Genomic DNA, 22,295 nt, shown 5'->3' on the forward strand with positions numbered 1-22,295 from the left:
CGCCGCCGGGCATGACGAGGGGCCGGATGCTCGGCACCCGGCCCCTCGCCTCTCGGGACGGACGTCCCTCGTAGGAGTCCTACTTCTTGAAGACGTCCTTCACGTTCTCGCCGGCCTGCTTGGCGCTTGCCCCGGCCTGCTTCGCTTCGCCTTCGGCGACCTTGCTGTCGTCGCCGGTCAGCTTCCCGAAGGCCTCCTCGGCCTTCCCCGCGAGCTTCTCGCCGGTGTTCTGGGCCTTGTCATCCGCACTCATATGCGCTCCTTCGTTCGGTCAATGGGACGCCTTCGACGCTACGCCCGCCGGCCGCCTCCGTCACCCCCTCCCGCCGGACGCACGGGTGGGGGCGCCCCGGGGATCGCCCGCCGCCCGTGGGAGGATGGGCGCATGGCCACCCGCACCCCCGACGCCCGCGCGAAGGGGCTCCTCTCCTGGTTGATCCTCGCGGTCGCGGTCGTCATCGCCGCCTTCACGATCGCGATCCTCGTGGCCGCCGTGCAGGCGGACGGCGTGGGCGAGGTGACCGGCACGCTCGTCGCGGGCGGCATCGCGACCGCGGTGGCCGCCGTCGCGTTCGTCGACCAGCGCCGCAAGGTCCGCGCGACGCGGGCGGCCGAGCTGGCCGCCGCATCCCGCGCGCCCGGCGGAGCCGGTGCCGCGACCGACGCGGCCGCGCCCGGGGACGACGCCGTCAGTCGATGAGCCGGAGCGCCACGAGGCGCTCCAGCGCCGCCTGGCCCGCCGGCGGGCAGCGGTCGGAGTCCGCGGACCCGATGAGCTCCACCTCGGCCACCTCTCCCGACGCCACCGGCTCCTGCCTGGTGCCCTCGCGCGGCTCCGCGCGGTAGACGGTCATGCTCACGAGGCGGCCCGCGTGCACGCCGTGCGCGTCGGCCAGGACGGTGAAGAGGTCCTCGATCGTGGCGGGGTCGATGTCGAGCCCCACCTCCTCGGCGGCCTCCCGCACGAGCGCCTGCCGCGCGCCCTCGCCGGGCTCGATCTTGCCGCCCGGCAGGTAGAGCACGTCCTGCCCGGCGACGCGGACCATGAGCACGCGGCGGTCGCGGATGAGCGCGAGGGCGGCGACGCGGAGCGGACGCTCGTCGGCGCCACGGCGACGGGAGGCGCTCCCGGGCCCGTCGGCGTCGAGCCGGTCCAGCTCGTCGAGGTCGTCGTCATCGTCGTCGTCGAGGACCGGGACGACGGGTCGCGCCGCGGGGTCGGGGGTCGAGGTCACGCGGTCCTCCTACAGTCCGTCGAGGCTCTTCCGAGCCGCCCACTCCACGTCGAGCAGCGCGACGACCACGGTATCGGCCCACGCGCCGCGGGCCCATCGATCGTGCACGAGGAGGGCCTCCCGCCGCATGCCGAGGCGCTCCGCCAGCCCGAGCGCCGCGGTGTCGGCGGCGTCGACCCGGCACGCGACGCGGTGCACGCCCGCCTCGGCGAAGGCGAGCTCGAGGATCCGGTCGGCCGCCTCCGCCGCGAGCCCCGCGCCCCGCGCGTCCTCGTGCAGGACCACGCCGAGCTCGGCCTGCCGCGCGCCCGGATCGCGCAGCAGCAGATGCACCTCCCCGATCACGCGCGACCACCGCTGGCCCTGCGCGGGCAGCTCGATCGCGAGGGCGAGCCGGTCGCCGACGTCGGCCAGCCGGTTCCAGGCGATGCGATCGGCGAGCATGCGGCAGGGTTCCGTCGCGGATCCGGCGAGGTGCGGCCGCGCACCGGGGGACGCCGCGTACGCCTCGATCGCCACCACGTCGTCGGGGGCGAACGGCCGCAGCGCGAGCCGCGCGGTGCGGACGGGGCCGCGCACCTCGACCGGGTCGAGCGCGGGCAGGTCGCCGTCCATCGGGATCCTCGGGTCAGGTCGTCGCGCGCGGCGTCGCCGCCCACTCGTCGGCCAGCACGGCGTAGTAGAGGCTGTCGACCCACTCGCCCTTCACGAGGTGCTCCTCGCGGAAGTGCCCCTCGCGGCGCATCCCGAGGCGCTCGGCCATGCGCGCGGACGAGGTGTTGCGGGCGTCGAGCTGCGCGAGGACGCGGTGGGCGCCCGCGCGGTGGAACGCGATGTCGAGCGTCGCGCGGCTGGCCTCGGTGGCGTAGCCGCGACCGGCGAAGTCCGGGTTCATGACCCAGCCGATCTCGAGCTGGCGCGAGGCCGCGTTGCGGAGGAGGAGGGACACGTCGCCGACGACGCGTCCGGATCCCGCGCGCGGGTTGAGGCTCGGCTCGTCGGGCAGCTCCACGGCGAGACCGAGGAAGTCGTTCGACTGCTCGAGCCGCGTCTTCCGCCGCCGCGCGGCGAGGTGGCGCTGCGACGCCTCGCGGTCGCGCAGGGGCCAGAACATGTACTCGACCACGTCGGGGCGGCGCTGGATGTCCGCGTAGTCGTCGAGGTCGTCGGCCGTGTACGGCCGGATCACCAGGCGCTGGGTGCGCACGGGCTCCGTCATCCTGAGCGGCGCGTCGAGGCGCGGGCCGCGGAGGATGCGGGGCCTCACGACGCCTGGCCCGCCTCGGCCGTGCGGGGCAGCGCGACGGCGACGGGGGAGGAGACCGCGGCGGGCACCTCCACGTCGAGGCCGAAGAGCGCCTGCACGGCGTCGACCACGCGGGCCCCCTCGCCCTGGCGCGCGAGTTCGCGGGCGCGGACGGAGGGCTGGTGCACGAGCACGCTCACGAGGTGCCGGAGCGCCTTCTCGGTGGCCTCGGAGGAGTCGCCCCGCTTGCGGACCCGCTCGAGCTCGCCCTCGAGCACGTCGAAGATGTGGGTGCGCAGGGCCACGACGGCCGGGGCGACCTCGTCCTCGGCGCTCGCGGCGCGGAACTCGGCGGCGGCCGTGCTCACGATCTCGCGGGCGTCGTCCGTCGCGGTGAGGTCGCGCAGCGGGGCGTGCAGGCTGATGGTCTCGAGGTCGAGGAGCTCCACCCCCTCGACGGTGACGACGTCCGGATCCACGTTGCGGGGGAGCCCCAGGTCGATGACGAGGCGGCGGCGGCCGTCGCCCGACGCCGCGGCCGCGCCCTGCATGTGGTGCGCGGCGAGCACGGCGGTGGGCGCGGTGCTGCAGGTGACGACCATGTCGGACGCGGCGAGCGCCTTCAGGAGGTCGCGGCCCTCGACGGCCGGGATCCCGTGCGGTCCCGCGAACTTCCGCGCGCGGCCCGAGGGGGAGTAGACGTGCACGTCGACGACGCCGCGGTCGCGCAGGGCGGCGAGGCTCGCACCCGCGTAGGCGCCCGTGCCGACGAGGAGGACCCGCGTGGCCGACCAGTCGGCGATGCGGCTCTCGGCGAGGTCGAGCGCGAGCCGGACCATGGAGCGGCCGGCGCTCTGCAGCCCGGTGCGGGTCTTGACGCCGCGGGACGTGTGGGACGCGGTCTGGAAGAGGCGCTCGAGCCCGGTGCTCGTGGTGCCGCCGGTGCGCGCGCTCTCGAGCGCCCGGCGCACCTGCCCCGCGATCTCGCCCTCGCCGACGACGACCGACTCGAGTCCGGAGGAGACGGCGAAGAGGTGCTCGGCGACCGCGTCGCCGCACGTCACGTCGACGCTGCCGCGGACGTCGTCCCGGGCGATGCCGCTGGCGCCGCTGACCACGTCGACCGTGGCCTCGACGGCGAGGGCGCGGGCCGCGGTGAGGGGCTCCTCCACGTCGAGGTAGGCCTCGAAGCGGTTGCAGGTGGCGAGGACGACGGCCCCCGCGATGAAGTCGTTCTGGGCCATGAGCGTGCTGGCGACGGAGGGTGCGGCCACGGACAGCTTCTCGAGGACCTCGAAGCTGGCGTTGTGATGACTCGCCGACAGACATATGAGCACGCTCCATGGTAAACCTCCCCGCCGGGTGCTCCGGGTCGGTGAGGGCACCCTGGCTAGGTCGGGCGGGCGTCCCCAGCCCGGCGACCGCGCAGGCGGGGGATGCGATGATCTCCTCCGTGATCACGCCCAGCTCCTCGTCTTCCTCCGCGCCCTCGTCCGCCGTCGTCCTGCTCCCCGCGGAGCACCCGCTCAACACGCGCACCGCGTCGTCGCTGCTCGTCGAGGCCTACCGCGGCCATCGCGGCGAGCGCGCCCCGGTCTGGTTCATGCGCCAGGCGGGCCGGTCGCTGCCCGAGTACCGCGAGCTGCGCGTGGGCACGCGCATGCTCGACGCGTGCCTCGACCCGGAGATGGCCAGCGAGATCACGCTGCAGCCCGTCCGCCGCCACCACGTCGACGCGGGCATCTTCTTCAGCGACATCGTCATCCCGCTGAAGCTCGCGGGCGTCGGCGTCGACATCGTCGCGGGCCGGGGACCCGTGCTCGAGAAGCCCGTGCGCACCGCGGCCGACGTCGCCGCGCTGCCGGCGCTCGACCCGGCGGCGCTCGAGCCCATCCGCCAGGCGGTCGCCCGCACGGTCGCCGAGCTCGGCGACACGCCGCTCATCGGCTTCGCGGGCGCCCCGTTCACGCTCGCCGCGTACCTCGTCGAGGGCGGGCCGAGCAAGGACCACATCGCGGCCCGCGGACTCATGCACGCGGATCCGGACGCCTGGGACGCGCTCATGCGCTGGTGCGCCGAGATCACGGGAGTCTTCCTCCACGCGCAGGTCATGGCCGGGGCCTCCGCCGCGCAGCTCTTCGACTCGTGGGCCGGCGGCCTCTCGCTCGCCGACTACACCCAGCGCGTCGCCCCGGCCTCCGCGCTCGCGCTCGACCACGTGCGCACGATCACGGCGGCGGACGGCCGCACGGTGCCGCTCGTCCACTTCGGCGTCGGCACGGGCGAGCTCCTCGGTGCGATGCACGACGTGGGCGTCGACGCGGTGGGCGTCGACTGGCGCATCCCGCTCGACGAGGCGTCGCGCCGACTCGGCGGATCCGTCCCCGTCCAGGGCAACGTCGACCCGGCGCTCCTCGCGGCCCCGTGGCCGATCCTCGAGGCCCACGTCCGCGACGTGCTCGAGCGCGGGAAGGCGGCGCCGGCCCACGTGCTCAACCTCGGCCACGGCGTGCCGCCCGAGACCGACCCCACCGTCCTCACGCGCATCGTGGAGCTCGTCCGTGAGTAGCGACCCGCGGCAGGCCGCCGGCGAGGTCGACCCGACGGACGTCGTCGTCGTCGGCGGCGGTGTCGGCGGCCTCATCGCCGCGCGAGAATGCGCCCTCGCCGGCAAGCGCGTGATCCTCGTGGAGGCGTCGCCCGCGCTCGGCGGCACCGTCGGATCCCACGTGGTCGACGGCCTCCGCCTCGACAGCGGCGCCGAGAGCTTCGCCACCCGCCGCGGCACCGTCGCGGCCTTCCTCGGCGAGCTCGGCCTCACGGACCTGATCGTGCAGCCGAACCCGGACGGCGCGTGGGTGCAGCTCGCCGAGCGCGCCATCCAGCTGCCGCGCACGGGCCTCCTCGGGATCCCCGCGCACCCCTTCGACGCCACCATCGCCACCGCGATCGGCCGCGCCGGCGTCGCCCGCGCCAAGGCCGACCTCCTCCTCCCCGCCGCCGTCGGCGCGAAGGAGCGCACGCTCGGCGGCCTCGTCCGCGCCCGGATGGGCGACCGCGTGGTCGACCGTCTGGTCGCGCCCATCGTCTCCGGCGTGCACAGCGCCCACCCCGACGAGGTCGACGCCGACGCGGTCGCGCCCGGCCTCCGCGCCGGGCTCGCCGAGCAGGGCTCCCTCGGGCGCGCGGTCGCGTCCATGCGCGCCGCGTCGCCCGCGGGATCCGCCGTCAGCGGCATCGTCGGCGGCGTGCACCTGCTCGTGGACGCGCTGGTCGCCGACCTCGCGCGCCTCGGCGTCGACGTGCGCACCTCGCTCGCCGCCGTGTCCGTGCACCGGCACCGCTCGCACGAGGGCGCGGCCGCGAATGACGACTGGCACGTGGAGCTGGCCGACGGCCGCGGCATCGACGCGACGGGCGTGGTCCTCGCGATCCCCGCGGCGGGGCTCATCCACCTCTTCTCGGGCCTCGCGCCCCGCGCGGTCACGGAGGGCTGGCCCGCGCCGTCCTCCGTCGAGCTGGTCACGCTCGTCGTCCGCGCGCCCGAGCTCGACGCCGCGCCCCGCGGCACCGGCGTGCTCGTCGCGGCCGACGCCCCGGGGATCCGGGCCAAGGCCCTCACGCACGCCACCGCCAAATGGCCGTGGCTGAAGGAGCTGGCGGGCGACCGCCACGTGCTCCGCCTGTCCTACGGGCGCGCGGGCGGCGACGACGACACCGCGGCCGTCCCGGACGAGGAGCTCACCGCGATCGCCGTGCGCGACGCGTCCGCGCTGCTCGGGGTCGACCTCGCGGGCCGCGTCACCGGATCCGCCCGCGTGCGCTGGACCAACGCCCTCCCGTTCGCCGCGTCCGGCCACCGCGAGCGCGTGCAGGCCGTGCGCGACGAGGCGGCCGAGCACCCGGGCCTCGAGATCACCGGGTCCGCCGTCGCGGGCACCGGGCTGGCCTCCGTCGTGGCCGACGCGCAGGCCGCCGCGGCACGCCTCCTGGCCGGCTGATGGGCGCTCGTGGCCCCGTGCGGCCGGGCACCGACCTCCCCGTCGCCCCCGACCACGCGGCCGCGCCGGAGGGATACGCTGGACCGACGTGTGCTGCACGTGCCCCCTCAACGATCGGAGATCTCCCATGAAAGGCAAGCTTCTCTTCGTCGCCGGAGCCGGTGTCGGCTACGTCCTCGGCGCCCGCGCCGGTCGCAAGCGCTACGAGCAGATCCGCACGAACGCCAAGAAGGTCTGGGACGACCCGAAGGTCCAGCGCCAGGTCGACAACGCGGCCGGCTTCGTGAAGGAGCACACCCCCGACGTGGCGCACGCGGTCGTCGGCGGGGCCAAGAAGGTCGTCGGCACCGTCACCGGCGGCAAGAAGGACTCCTCGAGCGGCTCCACCCCGTCGAGCGCGTCGACCACGTCGTACCCGACCATGGACCCCGCCTCGCCCGAGCCGAACGGCTCCGGCACCTCCCGCTGACCCGCACGCCCATCCCCAGGAGGGAAACCCGCATGACGGATCAGGATCTCAATCCGAAGAGCAAGCGCTCGCTCGTCCGGCTCGTCGCCGACCTGCCGACGCTCATCGTCCAGCTGATCAAGGACGAGATCGAGTCGTTCAAGAACGAGCTCGTCTCCAAGCTCAAGCACGCGGGGATCGGCGCCGGCTTCCTCGTCGTGGCCCTGTTCTTCGCGCTCATCGCGTTCCTGGTGCTCGTCGCCGCCGCGATCCTCGGCCTGTCCGAGGCGTTCTCGCCGTGGCTGTCGGCGCTCATCGTCGCCGGCTTCTTCCTCCTCGTCACGGTGGTGCTCGCGCTGCTCGGCATCCGCTGGATCAAGAAGGGCGTCCCGCCGACGCCCGAGGAGACCGTGGACAGCCTCAAGGAGGACGTCGACGCGGTGAAGGGGACCGGCAAGTATGACCACTGATCGCCCCCGCCCCACGGGACCCCGGTCCCGCACCGAGCTGAAGCTCGACATCCAGCACACGCGCGAGGAGATCTCCGCGACCCTCGACGCCCTCGAGGCCAAGCTCAACGTCCGCCGCCGCGCGAAGGACGGCATCGCCGACCTCCGCCGCCGCATCCGCCGCACGGCCGACGAGGACCCGCTGCTCCTCGTCGCCGTCGGGGTGGGCGCGGTCGTCGTCGTCGGCGGAGTGGTCTGGGCCGTGGCCCGCGCCGCGCGCCGCTGACCCGCCGGTCGAGGGCCCGTGATGGTCGAGGCGGGATCCGCGCGCCCGCGCCGCCGCGAGGCGCGTGAGCCGGGTTCCCTGGGCGCGCATCCGCTGATGCTGCCGGGCCTCGTCGGGCTCGGCGGATCGCTGCTCGTGCTCCTGGCCTCGTTCGTGGTCGGCCACGCGCCGGCCGAGTCGGAGCTGTCGCGGACACCCGTGATCGGCGCCCTCCGCATCTCGCCCCTCGCGACGGGCATCGCGTCCGTCGCGGTCGTCGTGGGCGGGCTGATGCTCGTCTCCGGATGGCTCCTGCTCGGCGCCCTGCTCCCGCGGCTCGGCCAGGCGGGCCTCCGTGCCACGCTGCGGCTCGCCGCGATCTGGACGGCCCCGCTCCTGTTCAGCGCGCCGCTGTTCAGCCGCGACATCTACTCGTACATCGCGCAGGGGCGCGTGCTCGGTGCCGGCCTCTCGCCGTACGAGCACGGGCCGGCGGTGCTGCCCGACTGGCGGAGCACGGGCGTCGACCCGCTGTGGGCGCACAGCCCCGCCCCCTACGGGCCGCTGTTCCTCGCGATCGAGCGCGTCGTCGGCGCGATCGACGACGCGGTCGGCGTCGAGGTCGCGGTCCTCGTGGCGCGCGGCGTCGCGGTCGCCGGCGTCGTCCTGATGGTCGTGTGCGGCCTGCGCATCGCGCGCCGTCGTCGCATCGACCCCGTGCGAACGGCGTGGTTCCTCGCCGCCAGCCCGCTCGTGATCTTCAACTTCGTGGTGGCCGCGCACAACGACGCGCTCATGATGGGGCTCCTGGTCGCGGGCCTGCTCGCCGCCATCGACTCCCGCCCCGTGCTCGGCGTGCTGCTCGTGACGTGCGCGGTGGCGGTCAAGCCCATCGCGCTCCTGGCCCTGCCCATCGTCGCCATCGTGCACGCCGAGATGCGCGCGCGTCGCGTCGACGACCGGGCGCCGGCCGGCGTGGCCGTCGACGGGTCGGCGGGCCGCGTCGTCGGCCTCCGTCCGCCCACGCGCGATCCGCGGGTCTGGGCCGCGTGGACCGCGTCCGGCATCGCCGCCATGGGCCTCCTCGCGCTCGGCGGCCAGCTCCTCGGCGTCGGCCTCGGCTGGATCTCCGCCCTCTCGAGCCCGGTCACCGTCGTCTCCTGGTTCATGCCGTTCGGCGTGGCCGCTGGCGCGTTCGGCCCGCTGGTCGAGGCGCTCGGCGGGCCGGGAGGCGCGGTCGAGGGCGGGATCAAGACCGCCGGCATCCTGCTCGGCTTCGCGGGCGCCGCCTGGTGCATCCTCACGACCCGCACGCTCTCCGGGGAGGCGCGCCTCGCGCTGGCCTTCGTGTGCATCGTCGCCATGTCGCCCGTCGTCTACCCCTGGTACGGACTGTGGGTGCTCGTGATCCTCGCCGTCGTCGGCATCGCGGACGGCGCGGCCATGTCGCTCGCCGTCTCGGCGACCGTGTTCCTCGTCGGCGTCAACCTGCTGGAGCCCATGGCCGTCGTGCACACGGTCGCCTCGGGCTGGCCGCGCGTGCTGGTCGTCGTCGTGGCGGTCGTCGGGGTCCTCGGGGTGCTCGCGCCGGGCCTGCAGGGGCTCGCGGGCACGGATCCGTTCCGGGCGCTCCGGGCGCCGCGCCACCAGTTCTCCGCCGCACGGCAGCCCCCGGCCTGACGGCAGACGCGTCATCCGGACCACCCGAGGGAATGCGCGCGGATGCCGCGGACGTTCCCCGGTGACACCACCGACGGGAGCTCGACCATGGACACCGACCTCGACTGGCACGACCTGATCCGCCGGGCCCACGGCGGCTTCGCCGACCGCCTCGCCGCCGTCACCGACTGGACGGCGCCGACGCCCGACGTCGAGTGGGACGTCCGCGAGCTCGTGGCGCACGTCATCGAGGAGCAGCAGTGGGTGCCGCTCCTCCTCGCCGGTCACACGACGGAGACCGGCCGGCCGCTCATCCGCGACCTCGACGACGACCTCGTGGCCGAGTGGGGCCGCTACTCCCGCGAGGCGCTCGCGGCGTGGGAGGGCGTCGACCCGGAGCGGCCCGTCCTGCTGTCGACCGACCGCGTGCCCGCCCGGGAGTACCTGCGCGAGCAGCTGTCCGACGTCGTGATCCACGGCTGGGACCTCGCGCGCGCGGTCGGCGCCGACGAACGCATCGACGACGAGCTCGTGCGCGCCACCTGGACGGTGTTCGCCCCGCAGAAGGACACGCTCGAGGCCAGCGGCCTGTTCGCGTCGCCCGTGCCGGTCGCCGAGGACGCGCCCCTGCAGGTGCGACTGCTCGCGCTCACGGGCCGCGACGCCCGATAGCCCGCGGATGATCTGACGGCCGTCCGGCCGATGCATGGGCGGGGTCCCCGCGCGACGTACCATGGAGATCATGAGCATCCCGGCTGCCGAGTCGGCGGCATCTCAGGTCCCCCCGATCGAGTCCCCCGGAGAGGCCCGTCCTGACGACGGGTCCACCCCCGAGGCATCCCCCAGCGGCTACGCCCTCTGGGCCGTCCTCCGCCGCGATCCCGCCCGCCCCGACGACCTCGACGGCCGCGAGGTCCCGGGCGCCGTCGACGAGCTCGACGGCATCGTCCACATCGTCGAGGCCGAGGGCGTCACCGTCCGCGGCTTCTACGACGTCTCGGGCATGCGCGCGGACGCCGACCTCATGGTCTGGATCCACGGCCCCCAGATGGAGAGCCTGCAGTGGGCCTTCCGCGAGATCCGCCGCGCGCGCCTCATCCGCGCGCTGATCCCGTCGTGGAGCGCCGCGGGCGTCCACCGCGACGCCGAGTTCAACCGCAGCCACGTCCCCGGCTTCCTCCGGGGCGAGGAGCCGCGCGACTGGCTCTGCGTCTACCCCTTCGTCCGCTCCTACGAGTGGTACCTGCTGCCGCCCGAGGAGCGCGGGCGCATGCTCGCCCAGCACGGCCGCCAGGGCGCGGCCTTCCGCAGCGTCGTCGCCAACACGGTCTCGTCGTTCGGCCTCGGCGACTACGAGTGGATCCTCCCGCTCGAGTCGAACGAGCTCGTCGACTTGGTCGACATGATGCGCGACCTGCGCAACACGGATGCGCGCCGTCATGTGCGCGAGGAGGTCCCGTTCTACACGGGCCGCCGCATCACCACCGCCGAGCTCGTGGAGGTCCTCCAGTAATGGCCGCAGTGAACCTGGGTCGCAAGCCCGCCCCCGCCACCGACGCCCCGCGGGCGCCCGGCGCCCTCGTCTCCGCCGCGAGCGAGGCCGCGAAGATGGGCCCCGCCCACGTCGAGGAGCCCGTCGCGTACGACGCCATCCTGCTCGCCTCCTTCGGCGGACCCGAGGGCCAGGACGACGTCATCCCGTTCCTCCGCAACGTCACCGCCGGTCGCGGGATCCCGGAGGAGCGCCTCGAGGAGGTCGCCCACCACTACCGCGCGTTCGGCGGCGTCAGCCCCATCAACGAGCAGAACCGCGAGCTGAAGGCCGCCCTCGAGGCGCGCCTCGCCGAGCGCGGCATCGACCTGCCCGTGCTGTGGGGCAACCGCAACTGGGGCCCGTACCTCAACGACGCGCTCCGCGAGGCCGAGGAGAAGGGCTACCGCCAGCTCATCGCCGTCGCCACGAGCGCGTACAGCTCGTACTCCTCCTGCCGCCAGTACCGCGAGGACTTCGCGGACGCGCTCGAGGACACGCAGCTGCAGGGCGTCGTCCGCATCGACAAGGTGCGCCAGTTCTTCGACCACCCGGGCTTCGTCACGCCGTTCATCGAGGGCACGCGCGACGGGATCCGCGACGTGATCGCCCACTTCGAGGCCGAGGGCGCGCCCGTCGACCTCGCGACGGATGTCGAGATCCTCTTCTCCACGCACTCCATCCCGTCGTCGGACGCCTCCAAGTCCGGCCCCGCCGAGCGTGGCTTCGACCAGGACGGCGCCTACGCGGCGCAGCACCTGGCCGTCGCCGAGGTCGTCATGCACGAGGTGAAGAAGGAGCTCGGCATCGACCAGGACGTGCCGTGGCAGCTCGTCTACCAGTCCCGCTCCGGCCCGCCCTCGATGCCGTGGCTCGAGCCCGACGTCAACGACGCGATCGGCGAGCTGCCCGCGCAGGGCCGCCGCGCCGTCGTGATCGTGCCGCTCGGCTTCGTGAGCGACCACATGGAGGTGAAGTGGGACCTCGACAACGAGGCCACCGAGTCCGCCGCCGAGAACGGACTGTACTCGGTGCGCGTGCCCACGCCGGGCGTGCACGCCGCGTACGTGGACGGCCTCATCGACCTCGTGCTGGAGCGCCGCGACGGCGTGAAGGCGGCCGACCGCCCCCACATGACCGACCTCGGACCCTGGTACGACGTGTGCCGTCCGGGCTGCTGCGAGAACGTGCGGCTGGGCTTCAAGCCCGCCGTCTCCGGGCTGGCACCGTGACGGACGGTCCCACGACGTCGGCTCCGGCGACGACGCTCCGCATCGGGACCCGGGGGAGCGCGCTCGCCCTGGCCCAGACGCGGGCGATCGCCGCGGAGATCACCGGCGCGTCGGGACTCGAGGTCGAGCTCGTGCCCGTGACCACGCACGGCGACACGTCGCGCGAGTCGCTGTCGAGCCTCGGCGGCACGGGCGTGTTCGCCAGCGCGCTCCGGGAGTCGCTCCTCCGCGGCGAGTGCGACCTCGTGGTCCACTCGCTCAAGGACCTGCCGACGGCGCCGTACGCCGGCCTCACGGTCGCGTCGGTGCCGGTGCGCGAGGATCCGCGCGACGTGCTCTGCGCGCGCGACGGCCTCACCCTCGCGACCCTGCCGCGCGGAGCCCGCGTCGGCACCGGATCCCCGCGCCGCCGCGCGCAGATCCTCGCCGAGCGCCCGGACCTCGACGTGGTCGACATCCGCGGCAACATCGACACCCGCCTCTCGCGCGTGACCGCGGGCGACCTCGACGCCGTGGTCCTCGCCGCCGCGGGCCTCGAGCGCATCGACCGGATCTCCGCCGCCACCGAGCACCTCGAGCTCGACCGCTGGCCCACCGCGCCCGGCCAGGGCGCGCTCGCGCTCGAGATCCGCACGGAGGACGTCGAGACCCACTCGGTCGTCGCCCGCGCCGTCGAGGCCGTCGACGACCCGTTCACCCACGCCGCCGTCCTCGCGGAGCGCGGCGTGCTCGCCGCGCTCGAGGCCGGGTGCGCGGCGCCCATCGGCGCCTGGGCCACCGTCACCAGCGCCCGCCTCGCCCTCACCGCCGTGGTCTACCGGCCCGACGGCACCCAGCGCATGGCCGCGAGCCACGAGCTCGACACGGCGGGGCTCGACCTCGCGCAGCTGGGCGCATCCGCCTCCGCGCTCTCGGGGCCCGTGTCCCGCGAGCTCCTCGACGCCGGAGCGGCCGATCTCGCGCCGCTCGGAGGGACCCGATGACCTCGACAGACCAGAAGCCCCTGAAGGGCTGGCGCGTGCTCGTGCCCCGCGGCGGACCGTGGGGCGACGGGGTCGCGTACGACCTCCGCGCGCAGGGCGCCACGCCCGTCGTCGCGCCCATGATCAACTTCGCCGCGACGCAGGACGCGCAGGCGCTCGAGTCGGCGCTCGCCGACCTCGCCGCGGGATCCTTCGACTGGCTCACCGTGACGAGCGCCACCACCGTCGACGTGCTGTCGTCGCACCGCGCCGTGGTGCCCGAGGGCACGCGCATCGCGGCGGTCGGCGAGACCACGGCCGCCGCCCTCGTCGCCGCGGGCTACACGGTCGACTTCGTGCCGTCCATCGACTCGTCGGCCACCGCCCTCCTCGAGGAGTGGACCGAGATGGCCGCCGGATCCCCGCGCCGCCGGGTGCTCACGCTCCGGTCCGAGATCGCGAAGCCCACCCTCACCGACGGGCTCATCGCGCGCGGGCACGACGTCCGCTCGGTCGTCGCGTACCGGACCGTCGGCGTGCCCGTCAGCGACCGGATCCGCGAGGACGTGACCTCGGGCCGGGTCCGCGCCATCCTCGTCACGTCGGGCAGCGTCGCGGAGCAGGTGCACGAGCAGCTGGGCGACGTGCCCGACGGCGTGCTCATCGCCTGCATCGGCCCGCGCACCGCGAAGGACGCGCGCCGCTCCGGCGTGCGCGTCGACGTGGTCGCCTCCGAGCGCTCGGCCGCGTCGCTCATCCAGTCCCTGGTCGAGATCGCCCGCCACGAGGAGCCGCGTGCCGACACGGCGGGGCTCACCGGCCTCGCCGACCTCCTCGATCGGAGCACCACCGAATGACCTCCCCCTACTACCGCCCGCGCCGCCTCCGCACCTCCCCGGCGATGCGCCGGCTCACGGCCGAGACGCGCCTGCACGCGGCCGACCTGGTGCTGCCGATGTTCGTGCGCGAGGGGCTGACCGAGGCGTCGCCCATCACGTCGATGCCGGGCGTCTCGCAGCACTCGCTCGACAGCCTGCGCCGCGCGGTCGTCGAGGCGGCCGAGGCGGGCATCGGCGGCGTGATGCTGTTCGGCGTCCCGTCCGTGCGCGACGCCGAGGGGTCGGGCGCGAGCGACCCCGAGGGGATCCTCAACGTCGCCACGCGCGTGGCGGTGGAGGAGGTCGGCGACGCGATCGTCGTCCAGACCGACCTGTGCCTCGACGAGTTCACCGACCACGGCCACTGCGGCGTGCTCGACGCCGACGGCGTGGTCGACAACGACCGCTCGCTCGAGCGCTACCGCGCGATGGGCCTCGCCCAGGCGGAGGCGGGATCCCACCTGCTCGGCCTCAGCGGCATGATGGACGGCCAGGTCGGCGCCGTCCGCGAGGCCCTCGACGACGCCGGGCACCACGACGTCGCGATCCTCGCCTACGCCGCGAAGTACGCGAGCGCCTTCTACGGCCCCTTCCGCGAGGCCGTCGACTCGCAGCTCCAGGGCGACCGTCGCACGTACCAGATGGACAACGGCAACCGCCGCGAGGCCCTCCGCGAGGTGGAGCTCGACATCGAGGAGGGCGCCGACGTCGTCATGGTGAAGCCCGCCATGAGCTACCTCGACATCCTCGCCGACGTCGCCGCGACCAGCAGCGTGCCCGTCTGGGCGTACCAGATCTCCGGCGAGTACGCGATGATCGAGGCCGCCGCGCAGAACGGCTGGATCGACCGCGAGCGGGCCATCGAGGAGAGCGTCCTCGGCATCAAGCGGGCCGGCGCCGACGCGATCCTCACCTACTGGGCCGTCGAGCTCGCCGAGCGCCTCGCGCGGCGCTGAGCCGCGCCGCCCCTCCTCCTCGCCGGACCCGCATCCGGCCCACCTTCCGAGCGGTTCCCCGCCCGGCACCGAAGGACATCATCGTGACCCACTCCCAGGACCTCTTCGACCGCGCACGCGACGTCATCCCCGGCGGGGTGAACTCGCCCGTCCGGGCCTTCGGCTCCGTCGGCGGCACGCCCCGCATGATGGTCAAGGCCGCCGGCCCCTACGTGACCGACGCCGACGGCGTCGAGTACGTCGACCTCGTCAACTCGTGGGGCCCCGCCATCCTCGGCCACGCCCGCCCCGAGGTCGTCCAGGCCGTGCAGGACGCCGCCGCCCTCGGACTCGGCTTCGGCGCGACCACGCCCGCGGAGACGGAGCTCGCCGAGCTCGTCACGGAGCGCGTGCGGGTCGCGGGCGTCGACGGATCCCCGGACCGCCGCCCCATCGAGAAGCTGCGCCTCGTGTCCACGGGCACCGAGGCCACCATGACCGCGATCCGCCTCGCGCGCGGTTTCACGGGCCGCGACCTCCTCGTGAAGTTCGCCGGTCACTACCACGGCCACTCCGACAGCCTCCTCGCCGAGGCGGGCTCCGGCGTGGCGACGCTCGCGCTGCCCGGCTCCGCGGGCATCCCCGAGGCCATCGCCGCCCAGACCATCGTGGTGCCGTACAACGACCTCGGCGCCGTGCGCGCCGTGTTCGCCGAGCACGGCCCGCGCATCGCCGCCGTGATCACCGAGGCGGCCGCCGCGAACATGGGCGTCGTCCCGCCGGTGCCCGGCTTCACCGCCGAGCTCGGGCGCATCGCCCACGACAACGGATCCCTCCTCATCTCCGACGAGGTGCTCACCGGCTTCCGCGTGCACCCGGCCGGGTACTGGGGCCTCGACAACGCCGGGCTCGCGGCCGACCACCCCGACGCCTGGACCCCCGACCTCGTCACGTACGGCAAGGTCATCGGCGGCGGCCTCCCCGTCGCCGCGCTCGGCGGCCGGGCCGACGTGATGGACCACCTCGCGCCCCTCGGACCCGTCTACCAGGCGGGCACGCTGTCGGGGAACCCGGTCGCGGTCGCCGCGGGCCTCACGACGCTGCGCCTCGCCGACGCCGACGTGTACCGCGCGCTCGACATCGCGGCCGACATCCTCATCTACGCGGTGCAGCTCGCCTTCGACCGGGCCGGCCTCGCCTACTCCGTGCAGCGCGCGGGCAGCCTCTTCAGCTTCACGTTCGGCACGCCGCCCGAGCACGGCATCACCGACTACGCGACCGTGCAGGCGCAGGAGACCTGGCGCTACCCCGCCTTCTTCCACTCCATGCTCGACCAGGGCGTCAGCCTGCCGCCGTCGGTGTTCGAGGCCTGGTTCGTGTCGGCCGCCATGGACGAGGCCTCGCTCGACCGCGTGATCCGCGCCCTCCCCGCCGCCGCCCGCGCGGCCGCGGCGGCGACCCCGCCCGCGTAGCCCGTCAGAGCGTGATCGCCGCGTACCGCTCCAGCTCGACCCAGCCGTCGCGCCCGTCCGTCGGCGTGCCGGGCCGGGCGGTCGCGGGGACGCCGAGCCGGTCGGCCGCGGCGAGCTGCGCCACGTCGTAGCCCGTGAGCGCGCCGATCTCCGACACGGCGACCTGGTAGGTGCGGTACGGCCCGAGCTCGGGAGCGTCCGCCGTCGCGGTCGCGCGGTCGAGGTCGCCGAGCTCCGGCGCCTGGTCGAGCAGGTAGGCCGTGGCCGCGAGCCGGTCGCCCGACGCCCAGGCGGCGATCTTCCAGAACATGAGCGGGATCCGCACGCCGCGGTACACAGGATCGTCGTCCGAGAACACGGGGCCGGTGAAGACCGTCATGCGCCGGTCGCCGAGGTCGGCGTTGTCGAGCACGTAGTCCTCGAGGCCGAGCCACAGCTCCTTGGACTGGTTGAACTGCGCCGCCTGAGGGGCCGCGTTCGTGTAGACGAACGTGTCGGCGCTGGCACGCGCCGCCTCGGCGATGTCGCCCCACACGGGATCCCGCCGCCGGACCAGGTGCCCGCGGTCGATGTCGTTGCGCGCGTAGAGCTCGGGGCCGCACTGCTGCTCGGCGGGCAGGCGCGGATCGAGGTGCCAGTCGTCGGAGCGCTCCACGTCGACGAGCCGTGCGCCGTCGATGTTCACGGCGGTGAGGGCCGCGAGGCGCCGGTCGGTGTCCATGAGCACGGTGAAGTGCAGGTAGTCGAGCCGCACGGGCCGCGCGTCGGCCGGGGCCTCCGGGAGGGGGAGGGCGATGGGCAGGAAGTCGAGGTCGTAGCCGTCCATGCCCGGAGCCTATGCCCGGGCTCGGACGCCCGACCGGCCGGCCGGGTGGACGCCCGGGGCCGGCGGACGACGGTCGGCTCGGATCAGGCCCGGCGGAGAGGAGCGGTGGCGCGGCCGCGCGCGAGCTCCGCGAACACGTCCGTGGTGAGCCGGTACGCGTGCTCGACCTCGGCGACGACGCGGGCGCGCTCCTCGTCGTCCCAGGGCGCCTGGTCCAGCGCCTCTCGGTAGGTGCTGCAGAAGCGGCGCGGCTCGGCGATCTCCGCGAAGAGGTACAGGCCGACGCCGTTGGTCTCGAAGCCGAACTGGCGCTGCAGGAGCGAGCGCAGGAGCCGGCCGCCGGACAGGTCGCCGAGGTAGCGCGTGTAGTGGTGCGCGACGAAGCCGCCGACCCAGACCGAGGCGACCCGCTCGATCCGCTCGACGTACGCGGCGGTGCTCGCGAGCGGCCGGATCACGTCGCGCCAGTCGGGCCCGACGAGGAAGTCGAGGTCGGCCTCGATGGCGGGCAGGCGCGTGAGGCGCGGGTTGATGAAGCGGGCGGCCACGGGATCCGCCGCCATGCGCTCGGTCGCCTGCTCGATGGCGCGGTAGATGAAGTAGTGCTGCGCGACGAGGGCCACGTAGTCGTCGCGGCAGCCGCGGCCGGTGACGAGCGCGGTCATGAACTCGTCTGCGTCGGTCGCCTCGGAGCGCGGTCGTGCCCGATCGCGGAGGGCCTCGGTGAGGGGGACGACGGTCATGATGTAGGTGAGCCTAACCTCATCTGCCGCTCGCGCGGAAGGGGGCGGCGGTCACGATCCGGTCGGCCGGCGACGCCTCAGGAGGCGGCGGCGAAGAAGACGAGGCCGAGCAGCGGCGGCACGCCCTGGACGAGCGCGGGGATGAGGTACTTCTTGCCCGTGCTCGCGATGATGATCGAGGCCAGCACCATGCACGCGGTCGTGAACAGCACGAGCGTGAGGCCGGCGGGCACGTTGCCGACGAAGTAGAGGATCAGCCCGAGGCCGGCGCCGAGCGCGAGGAAGAGGTTGTAGAAGCCCTGGTTGTACGCCCACGGCTTGATGATGAGGGCCTTCTCCTGGTCGGCGACGCCGAAGCGCTTCCAGGCGAACGGCTTCTCGAACCAGACGCTCTCGAGGAGGAAGAAGAACGCGTGCAGCACGGCCGCGAGCCCGACGAAGATGGTCCCGGTGGCGGCTACTGCGGTCATGATCCCTCGCTCTGGCGGCACCGTGCCGCGTCGGCCCAGGGTAGCGCGCGGCGGACGCCCGCAGCGTGCCGCGTCGGCGGGTGCTAGGCGCGGACGTCGACCACGACGCGTCCGCTCGAGGCACCCGCGAGGATCCGCTCGCCCGCGGCGATCGCGCCGTCGAGCGGCACGGTCGTGGTGATCGCGTCGAGGAGCGCGGGGTCGAGGTCGGTCGCGAGCCGGGCCCACGCCTCCTGCCGCATCGCGGCGGGCGCCTCGACCGAGTTGATGCCCGCGAGCGTCACGGCGCGGAGGATGAAGGGGAGGACCGTGCCGGGCAGGTCCGGCCCCTGCGCGAGGCCGGCCGCCGTGACGACCCCGCCCCAGCGGGTCTGCGCGAGCACGTTGACCAGGGTCGCGCTGCCGACGCTGTCGACCGCGGCGGCCCAGCGGATGCGTTGCAGCGGCTTCCCCGGTTCGCCGAGCTCGGAGCGGTCGATCACCTCGGCGGCGCCCAGCGCGCGCAGCCGGTCGCCGAGCTCGTCGACGCGCCCGGTCGAGGCGACCACGCGGTGGCCGAGGCGCGCGAGGAGGGCCACGGCGATGGATCCGACCCCGCCGCCCGCGCCCGTGACGAGCACGTCGCCGGATCCGGGCTCCACGCCGCCGCGCTCGAGCGCGAGCACCGCGAGCATCGCCGTGAAGCCGGCGGTGCCGATGGCGGCGGCGCGGGCCGCGGAGATGCCGTCGGGCACGCGCACGAGCGCCGCCGCCGGGACGCGCACGCGCTCGGCCAGCCCGCCGTCGCGGCTCTCGCCCAGGCCGGCGCCGTTCAGCACCACCAGGTCGCCGGGGGCGACGGCGTCGGATCCGCTCGCCGCGACCGTGCCGACCGCGTCGATGCCGGCGACGAGCGGGCTGGTGCGCGCGATGCCGGGCCGGCCGCCGAGCAGCATGCCGTCCTTGTAGTTGACGCTCGAGAAGAGGACGTCGAGCGCGACCTCCCCGTCGCCGGGGCCCGCCGCACCGCCCGTCGCCCGCTCGTCGGGGAGGTCGCGCAGCGCGACCTCGATGCCTGTCGTGCCGTCGTCGGCGACGGTCTGCTCGGCCACGAGCGCGCGGTACGTCATGCCGTCACGCTACGCCCGGGAGGCCAGACGTCGACAGAGAGGAGGGGCGGCCCCTCTCCCGCACGCCTAGGAGAGGCGCCACCCACGACCCGCACGTTCGCCCACGGCGAGGTACACGAATCCCGCGACTCCCAGGGGGACCGCGAACGCCCAGATGACGACGTAGACATAGAAGCGGAGGGCGAACACCACGGGCACCAGCAGAAGGGGGATCGTCCACGAGCCGAGGCCCTCTCGCATCGGCTGCGTGAGCCGGAACCACGCCTCGCGGGCCAGCGGGTAGGTGATCGTCTGCACGAGCATCACCATCGAGAGCAGGACAAAGTGGGACGGAGCCTTGGTGGTGCTCGAGGACGCTTCCATCACGATGATCGCGACCCCGGGGATGCCTCCGAGCACCATGCTCGACGGCAGGCGCGTGTATCGCCGGTTGAGCCAGGCTCCCAGTACGAAACTCATCGCGCGATGCTGCCACGGCGGACGGGTGGGCCGCGGGCGGATTCCCCGGGGTGAGCGCCCGCCCGGGATCAGCCGAAGAGGATCGCGGCCTCGTCGTAGCGGTGCTGCGGCACGGTCTTCAGGCGGCCGAGCGCCTCCTCGAAGCCGACGTGCACGATGTCGGTGCCGCGGAGCGCGACCATGCGGCCCCAGTGTCCGTCGCGCACGCTGTCGACCGCGGCGAGGCCGAGGCGCGTGGCGAGCACGCGGTCGTACGACGACGGGGTGCCGCCGCGCTGGATGTGACCCAGGGTGGTGGCACGCGTCTCGATGCCCGTGCGCTCCTCGATGATGGGCGCGATCTGCTCGCCGATGCCGCCGAGCCGCGGGCGACCGAAGGCGTCGAGCCCGCGCTCGCCGTGGGCATCGGACGCGTGCTCGGGGATGAAGCCCTCCGCGACGACGACGAGCGGCGCGCGCCCGCGGTCGTAGGCCGAGCGGACCCACCCGATGATCTCGTCCATGCTCGTCTTCTGCTCGGGGATGAGGATCGCGTGCGCGCCCGCGGCCATGCCGGAGTGCAGCGCGATCCAGCCCACGTGCCGGCCCATGACCTCGGCGACCATGCAGCGGCTGTGCGAGTCGCCTGTGGTGCGGAGGCGGTCCATGGCGTCGGTCGCGATCTGCACGGCGGTGTCGAAGCCGAACGTGTAGTCGGTCGCGTCGAGGTCGTTGTCGACGGTCTTGGGGACGCCGACGATCTTGAGGCCCGCGTCCGTCAGTCGCTTGGCGGCCGCGAGCGTGCCCTCGCCGCCGATGGCGAGGATCGCGTCGATGCCGAGGCGGTCGAGGTTCTCCTGGATCCGCTCGACCCCGCCGTCGCCCTCGAACGGGTTCGTGCGGCTGGTGCCGAGGATCGTGCCGCCCTGCTTGCCGATGCCCTGGATGTCGCGGCGCGCGAGCGGCATGACGTCGCCGTCGACGACGCCCCGCCAGCCGTCGCGGAAGCCCACGAACTCCTGCTTGTGGATGGTCGTTCCCTTGAGCACCGCCCCGCGGATGACCGCGTTGAGTCCGGGGCAGTCTCCGCCTGAGGTGAGGATTCCGATGCGCACACGTCCATCATGGGGCACGGGTCCGCGAGACTGGCCGGATGGACACCGCACCCGACGGCCGCCCGACCGCCGCCTCGCCCGCCACGGGCGACCTCGACCGCCTCGCGCGTCGCGCCCTCGGCCTCGTCCGCGACGACCGACGCGCGATCCTCGCCCTCGCGGGCAGCCCCGGCGCCGGCAAGACGACCCTCGCGCGGGCGCTCGTCGCGCGCGTCGAGGCGCTGGCGGGCCGCGGCACCGCCGTGTGCGTGCCCATGGACGGCTTCCACCTCGCCAACGCGACGCTCGACCGGCTGGGCCGCCACGACCGCAAGGGCGCGATCGACACGTTCGACGGCTGGGGCGTGCTCGCCCTCGTGCGGCGCCTCCGCGGGGAAACCGACCACGTCGTCTACGCGCCGTCGTTCGACCGGGCGGTCGACGAGGGCGTGGCGGGCGCCGTCGCGGTGGATCCCGCCACGCGGCTCGTCGTGATCGAGGGCAACTACCTGCTCGTCGACGACGAGCCATGGGGGCTGCTGCGCGCGGAGGTGGACGAGGCGTGGTTCTGCGAGACCCCCGCCGACGCGCGCTTCTCGCGCCTGGTCGACCGGCACACGGCCGGCGGGCGCGATCCCGACGCGGCGGCGGCGTGGGCCCGCGACGTGGACGGCGCGAACGCGGTGCTGATCGAGGGCACGCGCGGCCGCGCCGACCTCGTGGTGGACGGCACGGCCGCGGGCGTCCCGGAGGCGTCCGCCCGTTAGCGGCCGCGGATCAGAGCTCGACGGTGCCGTGCTCCCCGACGTCCTTCGGGCGCTCGCCCGTGATCGCGGCCTTGGCGTACTTGATGAGCGCGATCGGCTTCGGGGTGTCCTGGTACCAGTACTCGGCGGCGTCGGCGTGCACGCGGATCAGCGCGACGGTCGGGTCGTCCTTGCCGTCCTCGAACCACGCCTCGGCGCCCGTCGACCACAGCTCGTCGATGCGGGCGCGGTCGCGCGTGATCTCCGCGGTGCCGGCGATGGAGAGGAACCCGTCGCCGGACTGCAGCGACACGTTCACCTGGTCGCTCGCGCAGATCTCGGCGGTCTTGTCGCTCGGGTCCTGCGTGAAGAACCAGAGGTCGCCGTCGAAGTCGCGCTCCTGGCTGGCGAGCGGGCGGCTGACGAGCTGGCCGTGCGCGTTGACGGTGGTGAGCAGCGCGATGCGGGCGCTCTTCACGAGCTCGGCGACGCGCTCGCGGTCGTCCTGGTGGTCGTTCGTGGTGTCGGTCATGCGGCCGACGCTACGCGCGCTGCA

The 22,295-nt window shown here is 74.4% G+C and carries 27 protein-coding genes; 15 read left to right on the top strand and 12 right to left on the bottom strand.

Annotated features, from left to right (window positions below):
- Positions 1–79: 79 nt before the first annotated feature.
- A complete protein-coding gene (locus ITJ40_RS02630; protein ID WP_015489305.1) occupies positions 80–253 on the bottom strand; it encodes a CsbD family protein in 174 nt (57 codons plus the stop codon).
- Positions 254–385: 132 nt separating this feature from the next.
- Here ITJ40_RS02630 and ITJ40_RS02635 point away from each other — a divergent pair, with 132 nt between their 5' ends.
- Positions 386–700: a hypothetical protein gene (locus ITJ40_RS02635; protein WP_194665612.1), complete on the top strand. Its 315-nt coding sequence runs from the start codon at positions 386–388 to the stop codon at positions 698–700.
- Here the strand turns inward: ITJ40_RS02635 and ITJ40_RS02640 are convergent.
- From ITJ40_RS02640 to ITJ40_RS02655, 4 genes are read right to left on the bottom strand one after another with little or no spacing between them, the layout of a single operon-like run.
- Positions 690–1,235: an NUDIX domain-containing protein gene (locus ITJ40_RS02640; protein ID WP_194665613.1), complete on the bottom strand. Its 546-nt coding sequence runs from the start codon at positions 1,233–1,235 to the stop codon at positions 690–692. The two genes, ITJ40_RS02635 and ITJ40_RS02640, sit on opposite strands and share 11 nt — an antisense overlap.
- A gap of 9 nt (positions 1,236–1,244) precedes the next feature.
- Positions 1,245–1,850 (bottom strand): GNAT family N-acetyltransferase, encoded by a 606-nt coding sequence (locus tag ITJ40_RS02645; RefSeq protein ID WP_194665614.1) that lies wholly within the window; start codon positions 1,848–1,850, stop codon positions 1,245–1,247.
- A gap of 13 nt (positions 1,851–1,863) precedes the next feature.
- Positions 1,864–2,502 (bottom strand): GNAT family N-acetyltransferase, encoded by a 639-nt coding sequence (locus ITJ40_RS02650; RefSeq protein ID WP_370531975.1) that lies wholly within the window; start codon positions 2,500–2,502, stop codon positions 1,864–1,866.
- Positions 2,499–3,818 carry a glutamyl-tRNA reductase gene (locus ITJ40_RS02655; protein WP_194665615.1) on the bottom strand — a complete coding sequence of 440 codons (1,320 nt, stop codon included), beginning with the start codon at positions 3,816–3,818 and terminating at the stop codon, positions 2,499–2,501. Before ITJ40_RS02655 ends, ITJ40_RS02650 begins: the two co-directional genes overlap by 4 nt.
- Before the next feature lie 104 nt (positions 3,819–3,922).
- Here ITJ40_RS02655 and hemE point away from each other — a divergent pair, with 104 nt between their 5' ends.
- The 13 genes from hemE (at position 3,923) to ITJ40_RS02720 (ending at position 16,313) form a co-directional block, all read left to right on the top strand.
- Positions 3,923–5,050, top strand: coding sequence for a uroporphyrinogen decarboxylase (hemE, locus tag ITJ40_RS02660; RefSeq protein WP_194665616.1), 1,128 nt, complete (start codon positions 3,923–3,925; stop codon positions 5,048–5,050).
- Positions 5,043–6,482, top strand: a complete 1,440-nt coding sequence (gene hemG, locus ITJ40_RS02665; RefSeq protein WP_194665617.1) for a protoporphyrinogen oxidase — start codon at positions 5,043–5,045, stop codon at positions 6,480–6,482. The genes hemE and hemG overlap by 8 nt, the downstream gene beginning before the upstream one ends.
- A 127-nt stretch (positions 6,483–6,609) precedes the next feature.
- Positions 6,610–6,951 carry a YtxH domain-containing protein gene (locus ITJ40_RS02670; RefSeq protein WP_194665618.1) on the top strand — a complete coding sequence of 114 codons (342 nt, stop codon included), beginning with the start codon at positions 6,610–6,612 and terminating at the stop codon, positions 6,949–6,951.
- 32 nt (positions 6,952–6,983) lie between these two features.
- Entirely contained in the window at positions 6,984–7,400 is a 417-nt protein-coding gene (locus tag ITJ40_RS02675) for a phage holin family protein (protein ID WP_194665619.1), read from the top strand.
- A complete protein-coding gene (locus ITJ40_RS02680) occupies positions 7,390–7,665 on the top strand; it encodes a DUF3618 domain-containing protein (RefSeq protein ID WP_043585258.1) in 276 nt (91 codons plus the stop codon). The genes ITJ40_RS02675 and ITJ40_RS02680 overlap by 11 nt, the downstream gene beginning before the upstream one ends.
- A gap of 21 nt (positions 7,666–7,686) precedes the next feature.
- Positions 7,687–9,324 (top strand): polyprenol phosphomannose-dependent alpha 1,6 mannosyltransferase MptB, encoded by a 1,638-nt coding sequence (mptB, locus tag ITJ40_RS02685; protein ID WP_194665620.1) that lies wholly within the window; start codon positions 7,687–7,689, stop codon positions 9,322–9,324.
- Between the two features lie 87 nt (positions 9,325–9,411).
- Positions 9,412–9,975 (top strand): TIGR03086 family metal-binding protein, encoded by a 564-nt coding sequence (locus ITJ40_RS02690; protein ID WP_194665621.1) that lies wholly within the window; start codon positions 9,412–9,414, stop codon positions 9,973–9,975.
- A gap of 70 nt (positions 9,976–10,045) precedes the next feature.
- Positions 10,046–10,816, top strand: a complete 771-nt coding sequence (gene hemQ / locus ITJ40_RS02695) for a hydrogen peroxide-dependent heme synthase (protein ID WP_228511745.1) — start codon at positions 10,046–10,048, stop codon at positions 10,814–10,816.
- Positions 10,816–12,066 carry a ferrochelatase gene (locus ITJ40_RS02700; RefSeq protein ID WP_194665622.1) on the top strand — a complete coding sequence of 417 codons (1,251 nt, stop codon included), beginning with the start codon at positions 10,816–10,818 and terminating at the stop codon, positions 12,064–12,066. The genes hemQ and ITJ40_RS02700 overlap by 1 nt, the downstream gene beginning before the upstream one ends.
- On the top strand, positions 12,063–13,049 hold the full coding sequence (gene hemC, locus ITJ40_RS02705; RefSeq protein ID WP_194665623.1) for a hydroxymethylbilane synthase: 987 nt from the start codon (positions 12,063–12,065) through the stop codon (positions 13,047–13,049). Before ITJ40_RS02700 ends, hemC begins: the two co-directional genes overlap by 4 nt.
- Positions 13,046–13,885, top strand: coding sequence for a uroporphyrinogen-III synthase (locus ITJ40_RS02710; RefSeq protein WP_194665624.1), 840 nt, complete (start codon positions 13,046–13,048; stop codon positions 13,883–13,885). The genes hemC and ITJ40_RS02710 overlap by 4 nt, the downstream gene beginning before the upstream one ends.
- Positions 13,882–14,862, top strand: coding sequence for a porphobilinogen synthase (hemB, locus tag ITJ40_RS02715; protein ID WP_194665625.1), 981 nt, complete (start codon positions 13,882–13,884; stop codon positions 14,860–14,862). Before ITJ40_RS02710 ends, hemB begins: the two co-directional genes overlap by 4 nt.
- A gap of 83 nt (positions 14,863–14,945) precedes the next feature.
- Positions 14,946–16,313 carry a glutamate-1-semialdehyde 2,1-aminomutase gene (locus tag ITJ40_RS02720; RefSeq protein ID WP_194665626.1) on the top strand — a complete coding sequence of 456 codons (1,368 nt, stop codon included), beginning with the start codon at positions 14,946–14,948 and terminating at the stop codon, positions 16,311–16,313.
- Positions 16,314–16,317: 4 nt separating this feature from the next.
- On the opposite strand, the gene ITJ40_RS02725 is transcribed toward ITJ40_RS02720, so the two are convergent.
- The 6 genes from ITJ40_RS02725 to ITJ40_RS02750 form a co-directional block, all read right to left on the bottom strand.
- Positions 16,318–17,139 carry a DNA/RNA non-specific endonuclease gene (locus ITJ40_RS02725; RefSeq protein WP_194665627.1) on the bottom strand — a complete coding sequence of 274 codons (822 nt, stop codon included), beginning with the start codon at positions 17,137–17,139 and terminating at the stop codon, positions 16,318–16,320.
- 83 nt (positions 17,140–17,222) lie between these two features.
- The gene (locus ITJ40_RS02730) at positions 17,223–17,882 is read right to left on the bottom strand and encodes a heme oxygenase (biliverdin-producing) (RefSeq protein WP_194665628.1); all 660 of its coding nucleotides are present in this window, start codon (positions 17,880–17,882) and stop codon (positions 17,223–17,225) included.
- A gap of 77 nt (positions 17,883–17,959) precedes the next feature.
- Positions 17,960–18,352: a DUF1304 domain-containing protein gene (locus ITJ40_RS02735; protein WP_194665629.1), complete on the bottom strand. Its 393-nt coding sequence runs from the start codon at positions 18,350–18,352 to the stop codon at positions 17,960–17,962.
- A gap of 83 nt (positions 18,353–18,435) precedes the next feature.
- Positions 18,436–19,461 carry an MDR family oxidoreductase gene (locus ITJ40_RS02740; RefSeq protein ID WP_194665630.1) on the bottom strand — a complete coding sequence of 342 codons (1,026 nt, stop codon included), beginning with the start codon at positions 19,459–19,461 and terminating at the stop codon, positions 18,436–18,438.
- 66 nt (positions 19,462–19,527) lie between these two features.
- Positions 19,528–19,920 carry a hypothetical protein gene (locus tag ITJ40_RS02745; protein WP_194665631.1) on the bottom strand — a complete coding sequence of 131 codons (393 nt, stop codon included), beginning with the start codon at positions 19,918–19,920 and terminating at the stop codon, positions 19,528–19,530.
- A gap of 68 nt (positions 19,921–19,988) precedes the next feature.
- Positions 19,989–21,014: a 6-phosphofructokinase gene (locus tag ITJ40_RS02750; RefSeq protein WP_015489331.1), complete on the bottom strand. Its 1,026-nt coding sequence runs from the start codon at positions 21,012–21,014 to the stop codon at positions 19,989–19,991.
- A 38-nt stretch (positions 21,015–21,052) separates the two neighbouring features.
- Between ITJ40_RS02750 and ITJ40_RS02755 the strand changes: the two genes are divergently transcribed.
- Positions 21,053–21,760 (top strand): nucleoside/nucleotide kinase family protein, encoded by a 708-nt coding sequence (locus tag ITJ40_RS02755; RefSeq protein ID WP_194665632.1) that lies wholly within the window; start codon positions 21,053–21,055, stop codon positions 21,758–21,760.
- 10 nt (positions 21,761–21,770) lie between these two features.
- Here ITJ40_RS02755 and ITJ40_RS02760 read toward each other — a convergent pair whose 3' ends face one another.
- Positions 21,771–22,271, bottom strand: a complete 501-nt coding sequence (locus ITJ40_RS02760; protein WP_194665633.1) for a pyridoxamine 5'-phosphate oxidase family protein — start codon at positions 22,269–22,271, stop codon at positions 21,771–21,773.
- Positions 22,272–22,295: the final 24 nt, after the last annotated feature.

It is taken from the genome of Clavibacter sp. VKM Ac-2872 (assembly GCF_015351105.1).
Taxonomy (GTDB): Bacteria; Actinomycetota; Actinomycetes; order Actinomycetales; family Microbacteriaceae; genus Clavibacter.